The 17,714-nt window shown below is 40.6% G+C and carries 14 protein-coding genes; all 14 read left to right on the top strand.

Annotated elements, in window-relative coordinates; genetic code table 11:
* The first annotated feature begins 71 nt into the window (after positions 1-71).
* Complete coding sequence (locus tag I1J71_RS05325) at positions 72-3,134, top strand: DEAD/DEAH box helicase family protein (protein WP_195183989.1); 3,063 nt, start codon at positions 72-74, stop codon at positions 3,132-3,134.
* A complete protein-coding gene (locus tag I1J71_RS05320) occupies positions 3,134-4,744 on the top strand; it encodes an HsdM family class I SAM-dependent methyltransferase (RefSeq protein ID WP_195183988.1) in 1,611 nt (536 codons plus the stop codon). The genes I1J71_RS05325 and I1J71_RS05320 overlap by 1 nt, the downstream gene beginning before the upstream one ends.
* A complete protein-coding gene (locus I1J71_RS05315) occupies positions 4,731-5,879 on the top strand; it encodes a restriction endonuclease subunit S (RefSeq protein WP_195183987.1) in 1,149 nt (382 codons plus the stop codon). The genes I1J71_RS05320 and I1J71_RS05315 overlap by 14 nt, the downstream gene beginning before the upstream one ends.
* A 16-nt stretch (positions 5,880-5,895) precedes the next feature.
* Positions 5,896-6,873, top strand: a complete 978-nt coding sequence (locus tag I1J71_RS05310; RefSeq protein ID WP_195183986.1) for a hypothetical protein — start codon at positions 5,896-5,898, stop codon at positions 6,871-6,873.
* On the top strand, positions 6,873-7,448 hold the full coding sequence (locus I1J71_RS05305; RefSeq protein ID WP_195183985.1) for a hypothetical protein: 576 nt from the start codon (positions 6,873-6,875) through the stop codon (positions 7,446-7,448). The genes I1J71_RS05310 and I1J71_RS05305 overlap by 1 nt, the downstream gene beginning before the upstream one ends.
* 128 nt (positions 7,449-7,576) lie before the next feature.
* On the top strand, positions 7,577-7,915 hold the full coding sequence (locus I1J71_RS05300) for a type II toxin-antitoxin system RelE/ParE family toxin (RefSeq protein ID WP_195183984.1): 339 nt from the start codon (positions 7,577-7,579) through the stop codon (positions 7,913-7,915).
* Complete coding sequence (locus I1J71_RS05295) at positions 7,908-8,993, top strand: HigA family addiction module antitoxin (protein ID WP_195183983.1); 1,086 nt, start codon at positions 7,908-7,910, stop codon at positions 8,991-8,993. Before I1J71_RS05300 ends, I1J71_RS05295 begins: the two co-directional genes overlap by 8 nt.
* Positions 8,994-9,122: 129 nt before the next feature.
* Positions 9,123-9,527, top strand: a complete 405-nt coding sequence (locus I1J71_RS05290) for a YbgA family protein (RefSeq protein WP_195183982.1) — start codon at positions 9,123-9,125, stop codon at positions 9,525-9,527.
* A complete protein-coding gene (locus I1J71_RS05285) occupies positions 9,511-9,876 on the top strand; it encodes a TIGR02328 family protein (RefSeq protein ID WP_195183981.1) in 366 nt (121 codons plus the stop codon). Before I1J71_RS05290 ends, I1J71_RS05285 begins: the two co-directional genes overlap by 17 nt.
* Positions 9,877-10,456: 580 nt before the next feature.
* Entirely contained in the window at positions 10,457-12,706 is a 2,250-nt protein-coding gene (metE, locus tag I1J71_RS05280; protein WP_195183980.1) for a 5-methyltetrahydropteroyltriglutamate--homocysteine S-methyltransferase, read from the top strand.
* Between the two features lie 62 nt (positions 12,707-12,768).
* The gene (metF, locus tag I1J71_RS05275; RefSeq protein WP_096408101.1) at positions 12,769-13,629 is read left to right on the top strand and encodes a methylenetetrahydrofolate reductase [NAD(P)H]; all 861 of its coding nucleotides are present in this window, start codon (positions 12,769-12,771) and stop codon (positions 13,627-13,629) included.
* A gap of 361 nt (positions 13,630-13,990) precedes the next feature.
* Positions 13,991-16,201, top strand: a complete 2,211-nt coding sequence (pnp, locus tag I1J71_RS05270) for a polyribonucleotide nucleotidyltransferase (protein WP_195183979.1) — start codon at positions 13,991-13,993, stop codon at positions 16,199-16,201.
* A gap of 14 nt (positions 16,202-16,215) precedes the next feature.
* Positions 16,216-16,833 carry a serine O-acetyltransferase gene (gene cysE / locus I1J71_RS05265; RefSeq protein WP_074324843.1) on the top strand — a complete coding sequence of 206 codons (618 nt, stop codon included), beginning with the start codon at positions 16,216-16,218 and terminating at the stop codon, positions 16,831-16,833.
* An 11-nt stretch (positions 16,834-16,844) separates the two neighbouring features.
* Positions 16,845-17,711 carry a GNAT family N-acetyltransferase gene (locus I1J71_RS05260; protein ID WP_195183978.1) on the top strand — a complete coding sequence of 289 codons (867 nt, stop codon included), beginning with the start codon at positions 16,845-16,847 and terminating at the stop codon, positions 17,709-17,711.
* Positions 17,712-17,714: the final 3 nt, after the last annotated feature.

Raw genomic sequence — 17,714 nt, 5'->3', positions numbered from 1 at the left:
TAAATTGGAGAGATAGTCTGAAAGATATTGTTAGTAAAAATAGACAGTTCTGACTAGCAAAAGGAAGTTTTATGGCAAAGAGAAAAGATTTTTCTGAACTAACCAGGGTACAAATCCCAGCAGCTCTGCATCTCATGCGTATGGGCTATACCTATCTTCCTCGTAATGGGAAGGAGATTGCAGAAAGAGATCCAGATACTAATATCCTTGTATCTGTTTTTAAGGAGCAATTTTTAAAATTTAACAACTACTTGACAGAAGATGACTTTGAAAGAGAACTAGCCAATATCAAGTTGGAACTAGATCAAAACGATTTAGGACGTTCTTTCTTTAAACGTCTGCAAGGTCAGGAAGATGCCATTTATATTGACTGGGAGAATCCTGAAGCCAACACATTCCATCTAGCCCTTGAAGTTACTTGTCAAAATGGTCAGGATGAATTTCGTCCGGATATCGTTATTTTTGTCAATGGTCTGCCTCTTTCTTATATCGAAGTGAAACAGCCCAATGCGATTCGTGATGGTAAGACTGGAATTCAGTCAGAGCAGGACAGAACCAGATACCGTTTTGAAAACCGTAAGTTCCGTCGTTTTAACAATATCACCCAGTTGATATCCTTATCTGATAACTTAGCGTATATCAGTGGACAAGGTCAGCAAAAACAGGGTTCTTATTACGGTTCAAACGCCTATTCAAAAACTAAATTTAATGCTTTCAAGGAAGAAAGAGTAGAAGATTTCCTTCATTCCCTTTCCCCTCTAACCGAGGACCAAATCGACTTTGTCCTAGAAGACATGAAGCGCTTTGCCCTCAAATCTCAGCCAGAGTTTACAACAAACCTAAACTCTGATACACCTTGCAATGCCTTCCTGTCTTCCTTGTACCAGAAGGAACGCTTGCTCTTTATGCTTCGCTTTGGTCTGGTCTATGTCGAAGAACAAAGCAAGGATGGGCAGATGCAACTGCAGAAGCACGTCATGCGCTATCCTCAGTATTTTGCGACACGTGCCATCGAAGAAACAATCGCAAAAGGTGTCAAGAAGGGGGTTATCTGGCATACCCAAGGTTCAGGTAAGACTGCCTTGGCTTTCTTCAATATTCGCTATCTAACCAACTATTTCTCAAAAGAGGGCATCGTACCTCAGTTTTACTTTGTCGTCGATCGTCTGGACTTGGCAGACCAAGCCTTTAAGGAATTTACCAAACGAGGGCTCAAGGTGAAGCGCATCAACAACCCTCAAGAACTCAATCAAAAACAAGACGGCTATGATGTGGCTGTGGTTAATATCCAGAAGTTTAAGGATGATTCAGACCTGACTGACCGCTCTGGCTATAATCTCAATCGTCAAAATGTTTATTTTATTGATGAAGCCCATCGTTCCTACAATGAACGAGGTTCCTACCTGCCAAATCTCTATCAGGCTGATACCAAGGCTATTAAGATTGCCTTGACTGGAACGCCATTAATCACCTATAAGAAAGATGGCAAGACCAAGGAAAGTCATGCGACTACACGTGATATCTTTGGGGATTACATCCACAAATACTATTACAACCAGTCTATCGATGACGGCTTTACCCTACGCTTGATGCGAGAAGATATCGAGACTTCGTATAAAGATAATCTTAGATCTATCAACGAAGAAATCCAACGTGGGGACCTGTCCAAGGAAGATATCTTTGCCCATCCGCATTACGTAGAGCCTATGTTGGACTTTATCATCGAGGACTTCAATCGTGCGCGTGATCTGGTCTTTGATGATCAGACCATCGGTGGTATGATTGTCTGTGATTCGTCCAAGCAGGCGCGTGAGCTTGAAAAGCAATTGGAAGAACGTCGTCAAGCTGGTTCAACCAACTTGACTTCTGCTCTTATCCTTCATGACGAGGGAGACAAGGAAGAGAAGAAGGACAAGGTAGACGCCTATAAGGAAGGAAAGATTGACCTGATCATCGTTTACTCCATGCTCCTGACAGGTTTTGATGCACCTCGTCTCAAGCGCCTCTACCTAGGGCGCAAGATCAAGGCCCACAATCTTTTACAGACTCTAACCCGTGTCAATCGTCCCTACAAGGACTATCTCTTTGGCTATGTCATCGACTTTGCGGATATTTCCAAGGAGTTTGACAAGACCAATCGTGCCTATCTGGAAGAACTCAACCAAGAGTATGATACGACCCTGACAGGGGAAAATGGCGAGGATGTTTTTGGCTCACTCTTTGTCTCAGCTGATGAGATTTCTCAAGAGTTGAGCAAGACCGAGCATATCCTCATCGACTATCCAACGGACAATCTAGAGTACTTCTCCCAAGCTATCAATGATATCAAGGATAAGAAGCAGTTAATCGACCTTCGCAAGGCCTTGGAGTCTGTCAAGCAGTACTACAATATTGCCCGTCTCCTCGGCTATGAACACCTGCTTGAGCAGATTGATATCGCGCAGATTGCAACCTTGCTCAATGTCCTCTCTAGACGGATGCTGACACTGTCTCTAATTGATAAACCAGATGACTTCTCTAGTCGAACTCTCTTAAATCTTGCCATGTCTGAAACTAGCTTTAACTTTGTCAAGATTGCAGAAGAAGAACTCCGTCTAGCAGCCAATGACCTAGAAGATTTGAAACGTCGAGTTGCAAGTGGGATTAAAAACCAACGGGATGAAAAGGACCCTGAGTGGGTCTCTCTCTACGAAGAATTCCAGCGCATCATGAAAAAACATTACATCCATGGGCAAGAAGGTTTTACCATGGAGAATATCAAGGAAACCCAAAAAGACTATGAAGAACTCTTTAAGTCTGTGGAAGACTATCATACTCGTATGAGACGCCTAACCATGAACTTTAACGGAGATGAGATGGCAGCTCGTTCCTACAAGCACGTGACCAACTCGACTATGGTTAGCGATTTTCCTGCTATTTATCATGTCATCAAGGGTTCTAAAGTCAGACTAGACCGTAAAATCGGTCAAAACCAAGGAGTGCTCGATAACGAGGACTTCCTCAAGAAGATGATTCGAGAAGAAGCTCGGATTGAAATGAAAACCAACCAATCTGCAAGTAGTTTGACGAGAGATGATTTTAAGGATATCGTCGAATCACTATTTGAAGGATATGAAGAGGAATACCAACACTAATGAATGAAACATACAAAGTCCAAGTCCAAGACTTGGTAGATGATTTGAAAGCCGTCTTTACCCATGCAGGACTAGGAGGAGAAGCGGGTGAGTACAAACTCCTCACCCAATCCTTCCTCTACAAATTTTTAAATGACAAGTTTTTGTATCAAGCCAAGGTCCTAGATGAGTCCAACACCTATGAAAGCTTGTTGGCTATGAGTGAGGAAGATTATGACTGGCTCTTGGAGGATATCGGTACTAGCACGGCTTGGCTCAAGCCTAACCAGTTGATCGAGACCCTCCACCGTCAGCAAAATGAGTCGAGTTTCTACGAAACTTTTGAGAACACACTCAACCAAATCGCTATTGACAATAACGATATCTTCTCAGTGCATACGGATGGGGATACTGCCATTCGTCTTTTTGATGAACGTTTGATTACTGATACCATCTCAGATAGCAGTAAGCGTAACGAGGTGGCAAAATCCATCATCAATCTCCTTGCACGCGTTAAGTTTGATGAAACTATCTTTTCACAAGGTTTTGACTTTTTCTCTACCCTCTTTGAGTACATGATCAAGGACTACAACAAAGACGGTGGTGGCAAGTATGCCGAGTATTACACGCCTCACTCTGTTGCTAAGATTATCGCGGATATCTTGGTGGGAGATGATAAACCTCAAAATGTGCGCCTCTATGACCCGTCAGCTGGTTCTGGAACCTTACTTATGAACCTGGCTAGTCGTATCGGTGTAGACAAGACCACTGTCTATAGTCAAGATATCTCGCAAAAATCGTCTAATCTTCTCCGTCTCAACCTGATCCTGAATGGACTTCAACACTCCATTCATAATATCGTACAAGGAAATACCATCATTGCCAACCGTCATCCTGAAAAGATGGATTATATCGTGTCCAACCCTCCTTTCAAGCTGGACTTTTCAGAGTGGCGTGACCAAGTGGAGACCTTGCCAGAAGCTAGTGAGCGTTTCTTTGCAGGTGTGCCAAAGGTTCCAGCCAAGTCTAAGGACAAGATGGCGATCTACGAGCTTTTTGTTCAGCATATCATCTACTCCTTGAAGCCAGATGGTCAAGCAGCCGTTGTCTTGCCGACAGGCTTTATCACGGCTCAGTCAGGGATTGACAAGACCATCCGTCAGCACTTGGTGGACAATCAAATGCTGGCAGGTGTCGTATCTATGCCATCCAATATCTTTGCGACGACAGGTACCAACGTCTCCATCCTCTTTATTGATAAGAAAAATAAGGGCGATGTCGTCCTCATCGATGCTTCAAATCTCGGAACCAAGGTCAAGGAAGGCAAGAACCAAAAGACCGTGCTGTCTCCTGAGGAAGAGCAGAAGATCGTCGAGACCTTTATCAGAAAAGAAGCCGTCGAGGACTTTTCTGTCACGGTCTCTTATGAGGACATCAAGGAGAAAAACTACTCTCTCAGCGCTGGCCAATACTTTGACATCAAGATAGACTATGTAGATATCACAGCAGAAGAGTTTGAAGCCAAGATGACCGCCTTTCAAGATAAACTCTCAAACCTCTTCCAGCAATCGCATGCATTGGAGCAGGAGATTGAAAAGCAAATGAAGGGGTTGCAGTATGGTAAAGATTAAATTAGGCGATGTAATCGATTTTAAAAATGGAAAATCGGTAAAAAAAAGTGATGGAATTATACCTATATATGGGGGCAATGGAATATTAGGTTATACCGATAAATCTAATTTTAGTCATACTATAGTTGTTGGAAGAGTGGGTGCATATTGTGGAAGTATACATGTTGAAGAAAATTCATGTTGGGTATCAGATAATGCAATCGCAGGTGTCCCGAGAGAAGGACAAGATTTAACTTATTTGTACTATGTATTGAAGTCATTAAATCTAAATAGTAAACAAATTGGTTCTAGTCAACCACTTATTACTCAAAGTATGTTAAAAGACATGGTTGTTGATATTGAAATCGATATTGAAAAACAAAAAAAAATTGCAAATTCAATATCAATAATTGACCAAAAAATCCAAATCAACAACCAAATCAACCAAGAGTTGGAAGCTATGGCTAAGACCCTCTATGACTACTGGTTTGTGCAGTTTGATTTCCCAGACCAGAATGGCAAACCCTACAAATCATCAGGCGGAAAGATGGTCTATCACCCAGAACTCAAACGCGAAATCCCAGAAGGGTGGGGAGTGGATTCTTTATGGAATATAGCGAATTTTTATAATGGTCTTGCTATGCAAAAATATAGACCAGATACAAATGAGGATGATTGCCTTCCAGTTATTAAAATTCGAGAAATGATGAACGGCTTCTCAAAGGATACAGAAAAAGCAAGATTAGATATTCCCACAGAAGCAGTTGTAGAGAGAGGAGACATATTATTTTCTTGGTCTGCAACATTAGAGGTTATAATCTGGGGGAAAGAAAGAGGAGCTTTAAATCAACATATTTTTAAAGTTACTTCTGATACTTATCCAAAAACCTTTATCTACTTTGAATTGAAAAGCTATTTGAAGGTGTTTAAATCAATTGCTGAGTTGAGAAAAACAACTATGGGACATATTACTCAGGACCATTTGAAACAGGCTAAGATTGTAGTTCCGCCTATTAAACTTATTTCAAAATTAGATGCCCAACTACAACACATAATGTCACAGCAACAGATTTTAGAAAACCAAAACCAAGAACTCACCCAACTGCGCGATTGGCTCTTGCCAATGCTGATGAATGGACAGGTGAAGGTGGAGTAGAGGAAAGAGGCATAAATTGATTCAAATAAACATTAATGACGAAAAAAACCGGTTGATTTCTTTTAGTCAACAACCAGATTTTGATGAATATGTTAAGATTTTTCTAATTAAAATTAAGAAAAATGAGATTTTTTTATATAAACAAGATGCTGATAAGAAAACTAAAGAAAATATACTTAAAGCAATTATTGAAAGTATGAATAAATCTACTTTTAGTAATCGAGAAATAAAACCATATGATCCAGTCATAACATATAAGAATGTACATGAGCAAGTAGAGGTTTCAGAATATGAGAATGTTCAATCTGTAATTTCACAATTTAATGATGAACAACAACATCTACTGAGTACAAGTTGTGAGACGGAAAAAGATTTGCATAACTATTTGATTGAAATAAAGAAGAGTGGTGTTATTAATCTAAAATTTATCGGTTCTTTTGTGAATGCATTTCAATTGAAAAAAAAGATGTTATTTGGTAATTTTACGGATAGTAAAATTAAATTAAGAGAACGAAATAATCTATTTGGTTTAAATAAAAAGATTGATTTAATGATTGTAAATGATGAAAAAATTTTAATCAATCAAGCAGAATCAAAATTTGATTCTATATTTGGTATGAATAAAAAATTTGCTGAGCAAGCAACAGAAATTCTAAATACTGATGCAAATATAAAAACTATATTTGAACAAGCTTCAATTAATTTTTTGAAAACAAAAGTGATCAATGGTAAAAGACTTGCTACGAGGTTAATTAAAATTGTTTCTGATACGAATCGTTTTACAGAAACAGTTAAACATATTGACAAAATACAAACTATAAAAGATGATCCTAATCATAAATTTTATAAAGAAATTGAAGGGGTTACGTTCAGTAATAGAAAGCTAAGTATTACTGATGAGAAAAATTGTGTACAATTGATTAATGCTATATCAGATGCTCTTGTAACAGCTTATATTTCCGAAGTTGAAACGGTTGAAGAAGGACGTATGTAATGCAGCGAGATCTTTTTTCTAAGTGGACATTGTTTATCACCTCGTATCTACCACTATATTTATGGCTTCTTTTTAGTAATATTAATTATTCCAAATTCTCATTTGAGAGATTAATAGCTTTTGATTTTGACCATAAATTGATTCGTATAGTTTTTGTTGTTCTAATTTTTATTTCAATTATTAAATTATGGAAATTATTTAAGTTTGACGGTAAGGAAAATCTCAAAATACCGAGGGAAATGGAAATATCACCGGAAAGTGACTCATTGATGAACTACATTGTTACGTATTTTACTCCGTTACTGTCTTTTGATATGAATAATACAACTAGTATTTTCATGAATTCATTGTTATTTCTTTTGATTGGATTAATGTATGTTGGTAGTAATGCAAGTTATCTAAACCCTGTTCTAGGAGTTTTTGGGTTTAAGATATTTGGAGTTACAGGTTTTCCTCACGCTCATCATATCATAACAAATCTCTCGTTTGATGATATAGAAACAGCGAGATCAACAGATGTAGAATTAACTAGTTATAGATTAGGTGATGGAATTTACATTTTAAAAAGAAAATAAGTAACATTTCTTATTCTAAATTAATAACTATAATCCCAGCCAAGTCAAGCTTTTGCTGGCTTTTATTTTTTATTCATGTTATAATTAAATTACCTAAAAGGTAATTTAATTATAACAGAAAGGAACTTATGAAGCTTATCTATACAAACAAAACTGTTAAAAAGCAGTGCACAGAGCTGAGACAGGCGAAAAAGGATTTTTCGGATAAGATTGCGGTAAAGTTGCATCTCTTGATCAACTTTTTGGAAGCGGCAGATTCTTTGGCTAGTGTGACAGCTTTTCCTAAATATCACTTTCACCAACTCAAGGGAAAGAGACAAGGTCAGTTTGCTTTGGATATAGATGGTCGGAAAAGTTCCTATCGGTTGATTGTCGGTTTTCTTGAAGAGGATTTAGAAAAGGTGTTTCCAAATCCTGTTAAAATCGAAATCCTAAAAATAGAGGAGGTCAGCAATCACTATGAGTAATAAAATTGTTGAATACAAAGACCTGATTGCTTTTCATCCAGGTCAGTATGTTGAAGAATTAATTGAAGATTATAACGTAACGCAGAAAGAGTTTGCGGAGCGCTTAGGAGTTTCAGCAAAGACTGTCAGCAAGCTGGTCAATGCGGAGGAGTCTATTAGTAAAGAGACGGCTCATAAGTTGGCCAAGTTAAGCGGAGTTTCCATGCAAACTTGGCTCAATCTTCAGAATGCTTATGATGTAAAAGTTGCAGAGATTGTAGAACAAAAAGAGCTAGAAGAAGGTGGCGAGAAAGAAACCTGTGAGATGATTGATTTCAAGTATTTTAAAGAAAGAGGCTACGTGCCAGACAAACGCTATAGCTTGAAGGAAAAGATTATAGAACTTCGCAAGATTCTAGGTGTGGCAAGTTTAGAAAACCTTACATATTTTAATCATCTAGTCAGCTATCGGAATACGCGTGAATTCACGACTAAAAGTATAGTGAACTCCAATATCATGTTGGAGTTGGCATCTAAAAAAGCGCGTGATGTAACAACTACCAAGCTCAATCGCAAAAAGTTAGAGAAAAGCTTGCCTGCCTTAAGAGAGTTGACCAGACAGGCCCCAGAAGCCTTTCCTCAACGCTTATATGATATCTTGCTAGATTGTGGTGTTGTCCTAGTCGGTCTACCTGCTTTGCCAAATGCCAATCTAAATGGTGCTACGAAAAAATTTGGAGATGGCAGTGCCTTGCTTTTACTTACGGATAGAAACAAAGTGTCTGATATTTTCTGGTTCTCACTTTTCCATGAGATTGGACATATTCTGGAGAACGATTTTTCATCTGATGATGGAAATGGTGAATTATACCGACGTTCTGAGGAACGAGCAGATCAGTTTGCAAAAGATTTCTTGATTAGACCCGAAGATTATCAGGCTTTTGTTGAAAAAGGAAATTTTGATAAGTCGGATATTCTACGCTTTGCTGAGGAAATTGATATTCATCCTAGTGTCGTTTTAGGCAGATTGCAAAATGACGGCATTCTCAGCTTTGACCGTTTCCGAGAACTAAAAGAAAATTATTACTTTGTTTCATGAGTCGTAGGAAGTTTTTAAAGATGAAAAAAGCTTCTTACGGCTAGTACTAAGAACTTCTTTATTCACTCATTTTATAGATATAACTTTGTTTCCGTATTTCCTGGGAACTAGTAGAAAGTTAGGAGAAATATGGAAAACAACAACCAACGTGCCCAGTGCCAACAACTCTGGGCAGAAAACAAATACCTTGTTTTGAGTCATTCCAGCAATATTTACAAGGACATTCGCCAGTATCTCAAGCAAGAAGTGGTGGAGGTCAGTCAGGTTCAAGAGATGATTGACCGTGCCTGCCAGATTCCAGAACACAGGGGTCAGGTTTGCAATGCCTTTCAGCATATTTGGGGCTATTTTAAAAAGCAAGCTAGCCTTGATGAGCGTAAAGACTATATGCTCTTGCTGGATCGCTATCGTTTTGGTCAAGCTTCTAAGGAAGACTTGATTGCTAGGACTCGAGACTTGCTTGAACGCTACCCAAATGCTTATCTGCAACATTCTACCTTGTTGAAAGGAGACTCCCATGAGACTTTGGCATGAGGCTTTGATCCCACAGCTTCCCCGTCCGCAGCTCTTGGGGCAACATCGAGAGTGCTGCGCCCTTCGTGGTAATGGCTGGGGCAGAAAGCATGCGACGGTTGACTATATCTTTACCCACTCGCCCTATCGTCTCTATGCCTATCATCGCTTGATCATGGAGGAGATGGCTAGCCGTGGCTACAATGTCAGTCCAGAGTGGCTAGACAAGAACTACCGAGGCAAGACTTGCCCTCCTTATCAAGACTTAGCTGAGGAAAAGCTGAATAGTCCTATCTATAGCGAGCATGACACAGCCTACTACGAGGAGTGTCTGGCTAATCTCCGAGAGAAGGGGATAGAGCTGGAGTAAGAATATGGATTAGTTCCACTTTATAACTCTTTTCGTAATCTTTTCGAATAATAAAAATGAGACCTTTAGAATGATTCTAAGGTCTTCTTTTTATAAGTGTTACGATTTACTTTTAATAAGTTGTGTATTCTATTTAAAGGACAAGGGCGAACGAAGTGAGCTTTTAGAAGATATTTCCCGCTATAGTGGTATTCTAGATAATAATTTATTATTAGCTAGAACGGGATTTTTGAGACACTCTGGCTCAAAAATTAGGGATGAAATTACGAAGTAATTTGCTCCCGTCCGCACTTTCTAAGGGAAATATCAGAATTACAAAATAAAAATCAACCTATAGTCTTTTCTAATAGCAAGCCATAGTCAACTGTCTGTTTACTCAAGTTTGACTATGAACAGGACTATCTTGAAATACTGTTAACCATTGTCTACCAAAGGATTTGGAGAATCTTCTCCAAATCCTTTTTTGTACTTCAAATAACGATATAGTTTCAAACTATATCAAAGCCTAATTTTTTACAATTATACAGACAGTTTCTTTTCTGTTAAGATAGTTTCAACAACAATTTTTGGAGGACAAAACATGTCAACTACAATTATCGGTTTCCCTCGTTTGGGTGAATTCCGCGAATTAAAATTTACAACTGAAAAATACTTTAGAAAAGAAATCTCAGAAGAAGAACTCTTGGCTGCGGCTAAAGAATTGCGTGCAAAACACTGGAACATCGTCAAAGAAAAAGGCATCACTGAAATCCCATCAAATGACTTTTCTCACTATGACAACTTCCTAGACGCTGCTTTCCTTTTCAACGTAGTTCCTGCATCTGTTCAAAACTTGGAATTGTCTGATCTTGAACGTTACTTTGCTTTGGGACGTGGTTACCAAGGAGAAAAAGGGGATGTTCGTGCCCTTCCGATGAAGAAATGGTTCAACACTAACTACCACTACATCGTTCCTAAATTTGAAAAAGACACTAAAGTAAAATTGGCTGGCCACAAGATTTTCGATGAGTTCCAAGAAGCAAAAGAACTTGGTCTTAACACTCGTCCTGTCCTTGTAGGTCCATTCACTTTCCTTCAATTGTCAGACTTTGAAGAAGGCGTAAAAGCAGAAGATTTCGTAGATAGCTTAGTGGCTGCTTACCAAGATGTTTTTGCGAAATTGGCTGAACTTGGTGCAACTCGTATTCAACTCGATGAAGCTGCTCTTGTCAAAGACTTGACAGAAGAAGAAAAAGCACTCTTCTTGAACATCTACAACAAGCTTTTGGCTGACAAAAAAGGTCTTGAAGTCTTGCTTCAAACATACTTCGGTGATGTTCGTGACGTTTACGCTGACCTTGTGAAATTGCCAGTAGATGCGATCGGTCTTGACTTCGTTGAAGGTAAGAAAACTCTTGAACTCGTTAAAGGTGGCTTCCCAGCTGACAAGACTCTTTATGCAGGTATTGTCAATGGTAAGAACATCTGGCGTAACAACTACGAAAAGAGCTTGGCTATTCTTGAGCAAATCCCAGCTGAAAACATCGTTTTGACTAGCTCATGCTCACTTCTTCATGTCCCATTTACAACAGCTAACGAAGACTTTGAACCAGCTATCTTGAACCACTTTGCATTTGCAGTAGAAAAATTGGATGAGATCCGTGACTTGGATGCTATCCGCAACGGTCAAGGTGCAGAAGCTCTTGCAGCAAACAAAGAACTCTTTGCAACTGAACGTGTTGGTGAAAATGCTGAACTTCGTGCACGTATCGCTGGATTGACTGACGCAGACTACACTCGTTTGCCAGCTTTTGCAGAACGTGAAGCAATCCAAGAAGAAGCTTTCAAACTTCCAGCTCTTCCAACAACAACAATCGGTTCATTCCCTCAAACTAAGGAAGTTCGTGCCAAACGTTTGGCCTTCCGTAAGGGTGAATTGTCACAAGAAGAATACGATGCCTTCCTTGCTGAGACAATCGACGAATGGATCAAATGGCAAGAAGAAGTTGGATTTGACGTGCTTGTGCACGGTGAATTCGAGCGTAATGACATGGTTGAGTACTTCGGTCAAAACTTGTCAGGATACCTCTTCTCTAAGAACGGTTGGGTACAATCATACGGTATGCGTGGGGTTAAACCACCAATCATCTGGGGTGATGTAACTCGTCTCAACCCAATCACTGTGAAATGGTCTAGCTACGCACAAAGCCGTACTGACAAACCTGTTAAAGGTATGTTGACTGGACCTGTTACCATCCTTAACTGGTCATTCCCACGTGAAGACATCTCTATTAAGGATTCTACTCTTCAAATCGCTCTTGCAATCAAGGATGAAGTTCTTGACCTTGAAGCTGCAGGTGTTAAAATCATCCAAATCGACGAGGCTGCTCTTCGTGAGAAATTGCCACTCCGTCGTAGCGACTGGTACGAAGACTACCTTGACTGGGCTATTCCAGCCTTCCGCTTGGTACACTCAACAGTAGCACCAGATACACAAATCCACACTCACATGTGTTACTCAGAATTTACAGATATCATCCCAGCTATCGACAACATGGATGCGGACGTTATCTCATTTGAAGCTAGCCGTTCAAATCTTGAAATCTTGGACGAACTCAAAGCTCAAAACTTCCAGACAGAAGTGGGCCCTGGAGTTTACGATATCCACTCTCCTCGTGTGCCTAACGAAGGCGAAATCGACCACACCATCGAAGCCATCCTTGCTAAAGTACCAAGCAAGAAAGTATGGATCAACCCTGACTGTGGTTTGAAAACACGTGGTATCCCAGAAACGAAAGAAAGCTTGATCCGCCTTGTAGACGCTGCGAAAGCTGCGCGTGAGAAATTGTAAGAAAAGACAATTCTCCCTACACGGTTGATCAGTAAGAAATCAACTAGAAAAGGTTCATACATATGTCACGTCAAACACCGTCCCTCTCATTTGAAGTTTTCCCTCCAAACCCAGAAGTAGGCAATGACAAAATTATCGCAGCCCTGAAAGACATGCAGGGCTTGGCGCCACACTTCATCAGTGTGACTGCTAGTAATAATAAATTTAATATCAAAGAGACGACGGTTCGTTTGGCAGACTATATCCAAAATGACTTGGAGATTCCAACCATTGCTCACTTGCCAGCTATCTATTTGACTAAGGATAAGGTGGCTGAGACCATTGCGGATTTGGATAAAGTTGGTGTTCAGAAAATCTTGGCTTTGCGTGGGGATATCATTCCAGGTGTTGAGCCGCAGAAGGATTTCCGTTACGCAACAGACTTGATTGAGTTTATCACTGAACAGGCACCACACTTTGATATTGTTGGAGCTTGTTACCCAGAAGGGCACCCGGATTCGCCAAACCAAATCTCAGATATCCAAAATCTTAAGAAAAAAGTGGATGCAGGCTGCTCAAGCCTTGTCACTCAGCTATTCTTTGACAATGAGCGTTTCTACGATTTCCAAGATAAGTGTACCTTGGCTGGAATTGATGTTCCCATTCATGCAGGGATTATGCCAATCCTTAACCGTAACCAAGCGCTTCGTCTCTTGAAGACTTGTGAGAATATCCATCTCCCACGTAAATTTAAGGCTATCTTGGACAAGTATGAGAATGACCCTGAGTCACTCAGAGCAGCAGGACTTGCCTATGCCGTAGACCAAATCGTGGACTTGGTAACGCAAGACGTAGCAGGCGTGCATCTCTACACCATGAACAACGCAGACACTGCTCAGTACATCCACCAAGCTACCCATGCCTTGTTCAATCATCAACCTTAAAATAATCAAAAGCAAACCATTCTTCTTTTCATAGCAGAATGGTTCCTTTTTTATAGAAAAGACCGTACTTTTTAAGAAAAATATGATAAAATAGACTCTGTACGTACTTGATACAAAGATGAGGGTATAAACGATGTTTAAGCAGTCTTAATCTTATATCAAAGAGATGTAAGGTAAAGAATCAGACCTAAAGTATTTTCGGAGTTGAACACGGGCTAAATCCCTAGTGAAAAAGATAGATTTCCTGATGTGCATCGCACACTGCGTCAATCTCCTATTTTCATACGGGATTCTTAACGCCCTTTGTATCCTGATTTTTGTAGGCAAGGCGTATAATATTAACAATCCAAAGGGGATTAAAATGACAAAACATGTGTTTCAAACGACTTTTGCGGGTCGTGAGTTGATCGTAGAGACTGGTCAGGTTGCTAAGCAAGCAAATGGCTCTGTTGTGGTACGTTACGGTGAGTCAACTGTCTTGACGGCTGCCGTTATGTCTAAGAAGATGGCAACTGGGGATTTCTTCCCGCTTCAAGTCAACTACGAGGAAAAAATGTATGCGGCTGGGAAATTTCCTGGTGGCTTTATGAAACGTGAAGGACGTCCTTCAACAGATGCGACTTTGACAGCGCGTTTGATTGACCGTCCAATCCGTCCAATGTTTGCGGAAGGTTTCCGTAATGAAGTGCAAGTCATCAATACAGTTCTTTCTTACGATGAAAATGCATCTGCACCAATGGCAGCTATGTTTGGTTCATCATTGGCCTTGTCTATCTCAGATATCCCATTTGATGGCCCAATCGCTGGAGTACAAGTAGGTTATATTGATGGGGAAATCATCATCAACCCGACTCAAGAACAAGCAGAGCAATCGCTTCTTGAATTGACAGTAGCAGGTACGAAGTACGCCATCAACATGGTAGAGTCTGGTGCCAAAGAATTGTCAGAAGAAATCATGTTGGAAGCTCTTCTTAAAGGACATGAAGCCGTTAAAGAATTGATTGCCTTCCAAGAAGAAATCGTTGCGGCAGTCGGTAAGGAAAAAGCAGAAGTAGAATTGCTTCATGTAGATACTGACTTGCAAGCTGAAATCATCGCAGCCTACAACAGCGACCTTCAAAAAGCGGTCCAAGTAGAAGAAAAATTGGCTCGTGAAGCTGCAACTCAAGCAGTGAAAGACCAAGTCACAGCAGTTTACGAAGAAAAATATGCAGACCATGAAGAATTTGACCGTATCATGCGTGATGTAGCTGAAATCTTGGAACAAATGGAACACGCAGAAGTGCGCCGTTTGATCACAGAAGACAAGGTACGTCCTGACGGTCGTAAGGTCGATGAAATCCGTCCTTTGGATGCGGTTGTTGACTTCGTTCCCCGTGTGCACGGTTCAGGTCTCTTTACTCGTGGACAAACGCAAGCTCTTTCTATCTTGACTTTGGCGCCAATGGGTGAAACGCAAATCATCGATGGTTTGGATCCAGAGTACAAGAAACGCTTTATGCACCACTATAACTTCCCACAATACTCTGTAGGGGAAACTGGACGTTACGGTGCACCTGGTCGTCGTGAAATTGGTCACGGTGCTCTTGGGGAGCGTGCTCTTGCTCAAGTATTGCCAAGCTTGGAAGAATTCCCATATGCGATTCGTCTGGTAGCAGAAGTCTTGGAATCAAACGGTTCTTCATCTCAAGCCTCTATCTGTGCGGGAACTCTTGCCCTTATGGCTGGTGGTGTGCCAATCAAGGCGCCAGTAGCTGGTATTGCAATGGGTCTTATCTCAGATGGTAATAACTACACAGTTTTGACAGATATCCAAGGTTTGGAAGACCACTTTGGAGACATGGACTTCAAGGTTGCAGGAACTCGTGACGGGATTACAGCCCTTCAAATGGATATCAAAATCCAAGGAATTACTGCAGAAATCTTGACAGAAGCTTTGGCTCAAGCCAAGAAAGCTCGTTTTGAAATCCTTGATGTGATTGAAGCAACGATTCCAGAAGTTCGTCCAGAATTGGCTCCAACTGCACCGAAAATTGATACTATTAAGATTGATGTGGACAAGATCAAGATTGTTATCGGTAAGGGTGGAGAAACAATCGATAAGATCATTGCTGAAACAGGCGTTAAGATTGATATCGACGAAGAAGGTAACGTATCTATCTACTCTAGCGACCAAGATGCCATCAACCGTGCTAAAGAAATCATTGCTGGTTTGGTTCGTGAAGCAAAAGTGGACGAAGTTTACCATGCCAAAGTTGTGCGTATCGAGAAATTCGGTGCCTTTGTCAACCTCTTTGACAAGACAGATGCCCTCGTACACATCTCTGAAATGGCTTGGACACGTACCAATAATGTAGAAGATTTAGTTCAAATTGGTGATTTTGTAGATGTGAAGGTTATTAAGATCGATGAAAAAGGTCGTGTAGATGCTTCTATGAAGGCACTCTTGCCACGTCCGCCAAAACCTGAACGTTCAGAAGAAAAAGGGGAAAAAGGTCATCGTCCTCGTCACCATCACAAGGACCACAAACCAAATAAAGAATTTACTGAAACACCAAAAGACTCAGAATAAGAAGGGAGAAATGTATGGGATGGTGGCGTGAAACCATTGATATCGTAAAAGAAAATGATCCAGCGGCTCGCACCACATTGGAGGTTCTTTTGACCTATCCTGGTGTGAAAGCCTTGGCTGCCCACCGTCTCTCTCATTTTCTCTGGAAACATGGCTTTAAGCTTTTAGCTCGTATGCACAGCCAGTTTTGGCGTTTTTGGACTCAGATTGAGATTCACCCTGGAGCTCAAATAGAATCAGGTGTCTTTATTGACCATGGAGCAGGACTTGTGATTGGGGAGACAGCTATCGTTGAAAAAGGTGTTCTCCTTTATCATGGGGTAACCCTTGGTGGGACAGGTAAGGATAGTGGCAAACGCCATCCGACTGTTCGTAAAGGAGCGCTCATTTCTGCTCATGCCCAAGTCATCGGACCTGTAGAGATTGGTGAAAATGCCAAGGTCGGTGCTGCAGCAGTTGTCGTGGCAGACGTACCAAGTGACGTGACGGTTGTCGGAATTCCAGCCAAGATTGTCCGAGTGCATGGGCAAAAGGATGAACCAACCATTCACGAAGTCGAAGAAAAACGGGAATATTACGTCAATAAACTCGAGCAGGCTAGAGATGCCAGTCACAGGTCGTCTGGTTTATAGAGGATACCTATATGATTCAAGCAAGAAACAAGTTAAGCCAAGAGGAGCTATCTGAAGCGAAAAAACTAATTAACTGTTGCCAAGCCTATGATGGAACTTACCGTGATCCTTATCTTTCTAATATGCTCAATTTTAACCCCGATATGCCCGCCTTTTTCCTTTATTATGAAAAAGGTGAACTTGTTGGCCTATTAACCGTCTATGCAGATGACCAAGATGTGGAAGTAGCGATCCTGGTCCACCCTAATCATCGTCGTCAAGGAATTGCGCGGGCTTTGTATAGAAGTTTTGAGAAAGAAACGGCATCTTATCCAATTGAGTCTGTGACTTTTCAGACAGAGCGTGTTTTTCTAGAGCGCCATCCTGATTTTGTCAACAACTGGGGACTGGTCGAGGATGAAGAGACAGAGACCTGGTTAGGTAAGGATAGAAGACCTTATCCGTTAGCAACTGTTTCCAATCTGGACGTTTTGTTAGCAGATCGTTCCTATCAGGATCAAATTAGTCAGTTAAAATTTCAGGCATTTTCAGAGGAACATGAATCTAGAGAAGTTGTGGATAGATATGTCGCTGAAGCTCTGAAAGATCCAGAAAGTCGCTTATATATTTTATTAAAAGACGATCAGGTTATTGGAACTTGCACGGTTGATTTATCAAGCGATACGAATTACTTCTACGGTTTAGCAATATCGGAACCTGAACGTGGAAAAGGCTATGGAAGCTACTTAGCAAAATCCCTCGTCAACAAACTGATTGAGCAAAATGACAAGGAGTTTCAGATTGCCGTGGAAGATAGCAATGTAGGTGCCAAACGTTTGTATGAAAAGATTGGCTTTGTTAAACAGACCCAGGTGGTTTATCTGAATGCGAAAGAGTAATAA

The organism is Streptococcus infantis (genome assembly GCF_015546995.1).
Classification (GTDB): Bacteria; Bacillota; Bacilli; order Lactobacillales; family Streptococcaceae; genus Streptococcus; species Streptococcus infantis_J.
Note: the sequence above shows the minus strand (reverse complement) of the source record. Positions and strands in the feature narration are given on the sequence as shown.

Bases quoted from the DNA above. Each gene is read 5' to 3' on its own strand.
- I1J71_RS05285 (WP_195183981.1), top strand. From the start codon at position 9,511: ATGAGACTTTGGCATGAGGCTTTGATCCCACAGCTTCCCCGTCCGCAG.
- I1J71_RS05300 (WP_195183984.1), top strand. From the start codon at position 7,577: ATGAAGCTTATCTATACAAACAAAACTGTTAAAAAGCAGTGCACAGAG.
- metF (WP_096408101.1), top strand. From the start codon at position 12,769: ATGTCACGTCAAACACCGTCCCTCTCATTTGAAGTTTTCCCTCCAAAC.
- I1J71_RS05315 (WP_195183987.1), top strand. From the start codon at position 4,731: ATGGTAAAGATTAAATTAGGCGATGTAATCGATTTTAAAAATGGAAAA.
- pnp (WP_195183979.1), top strand. From the start codon at position 13,991: ATGACAAAACATGTGTTTCAAACGACTTTTGCGGGTCGTGAGTTGATC.
- I1J71_RS05305 (WP_195183985.1), top strand. From the start codon at position 6,873: ATGCAGCGAGATCTTTTTTCTAAGTGGACATTGTTTATCACCTCGTAT.
- metE (WP_195183980.1), top strand. From the start codon at position 10,457: ATGTCAACTACAATTATCGGTTTCCCTCGTTTGGGTGAATTCCGCGAA.
- I1J71_RS05295 (WP_195183983.1), top strand. From the start codon at position 7,908: ATGAGTAATAAAATTGTTGAATACAAAGACCTGATTGCTTTTCATCCA.
- I1J71_RS05320 (WP_195183988.1), top strand. From the start codon at position 3,134: ATGAATGAAACATACAAAGTCCAAGTCCAAGACTTGGTAGATGATTTG.
- I1J71_RS05290 (WP_195183982.1), top strand. From the start codon at position 9,123: ATGGAAAACAACAACCAACGTGCCCAGTGCCAACAACTCTGGGCAGAA.
- cysE (WP_074324843.1), top strand. From the start codon at position 16,216: ATGGGATGGTGGCGTGAAACCATTGATATCGTAAAAGAAAATGATCCA.
- I1J71_RS05260 (WP_195183978.1), top strand. From the start codon at position 16,845: ATGATTCAAGCAAGAAACAAGTTAAGCCAAGAGGAGCTATCTGAAGCG.
- I1J71_RS05325 (WP_195183989.1), top strand. From the start codon at position 72: ATGGCAAAGAGAAAAGATTTTTCTGAACTAACCAGGGTACAAATCCCA.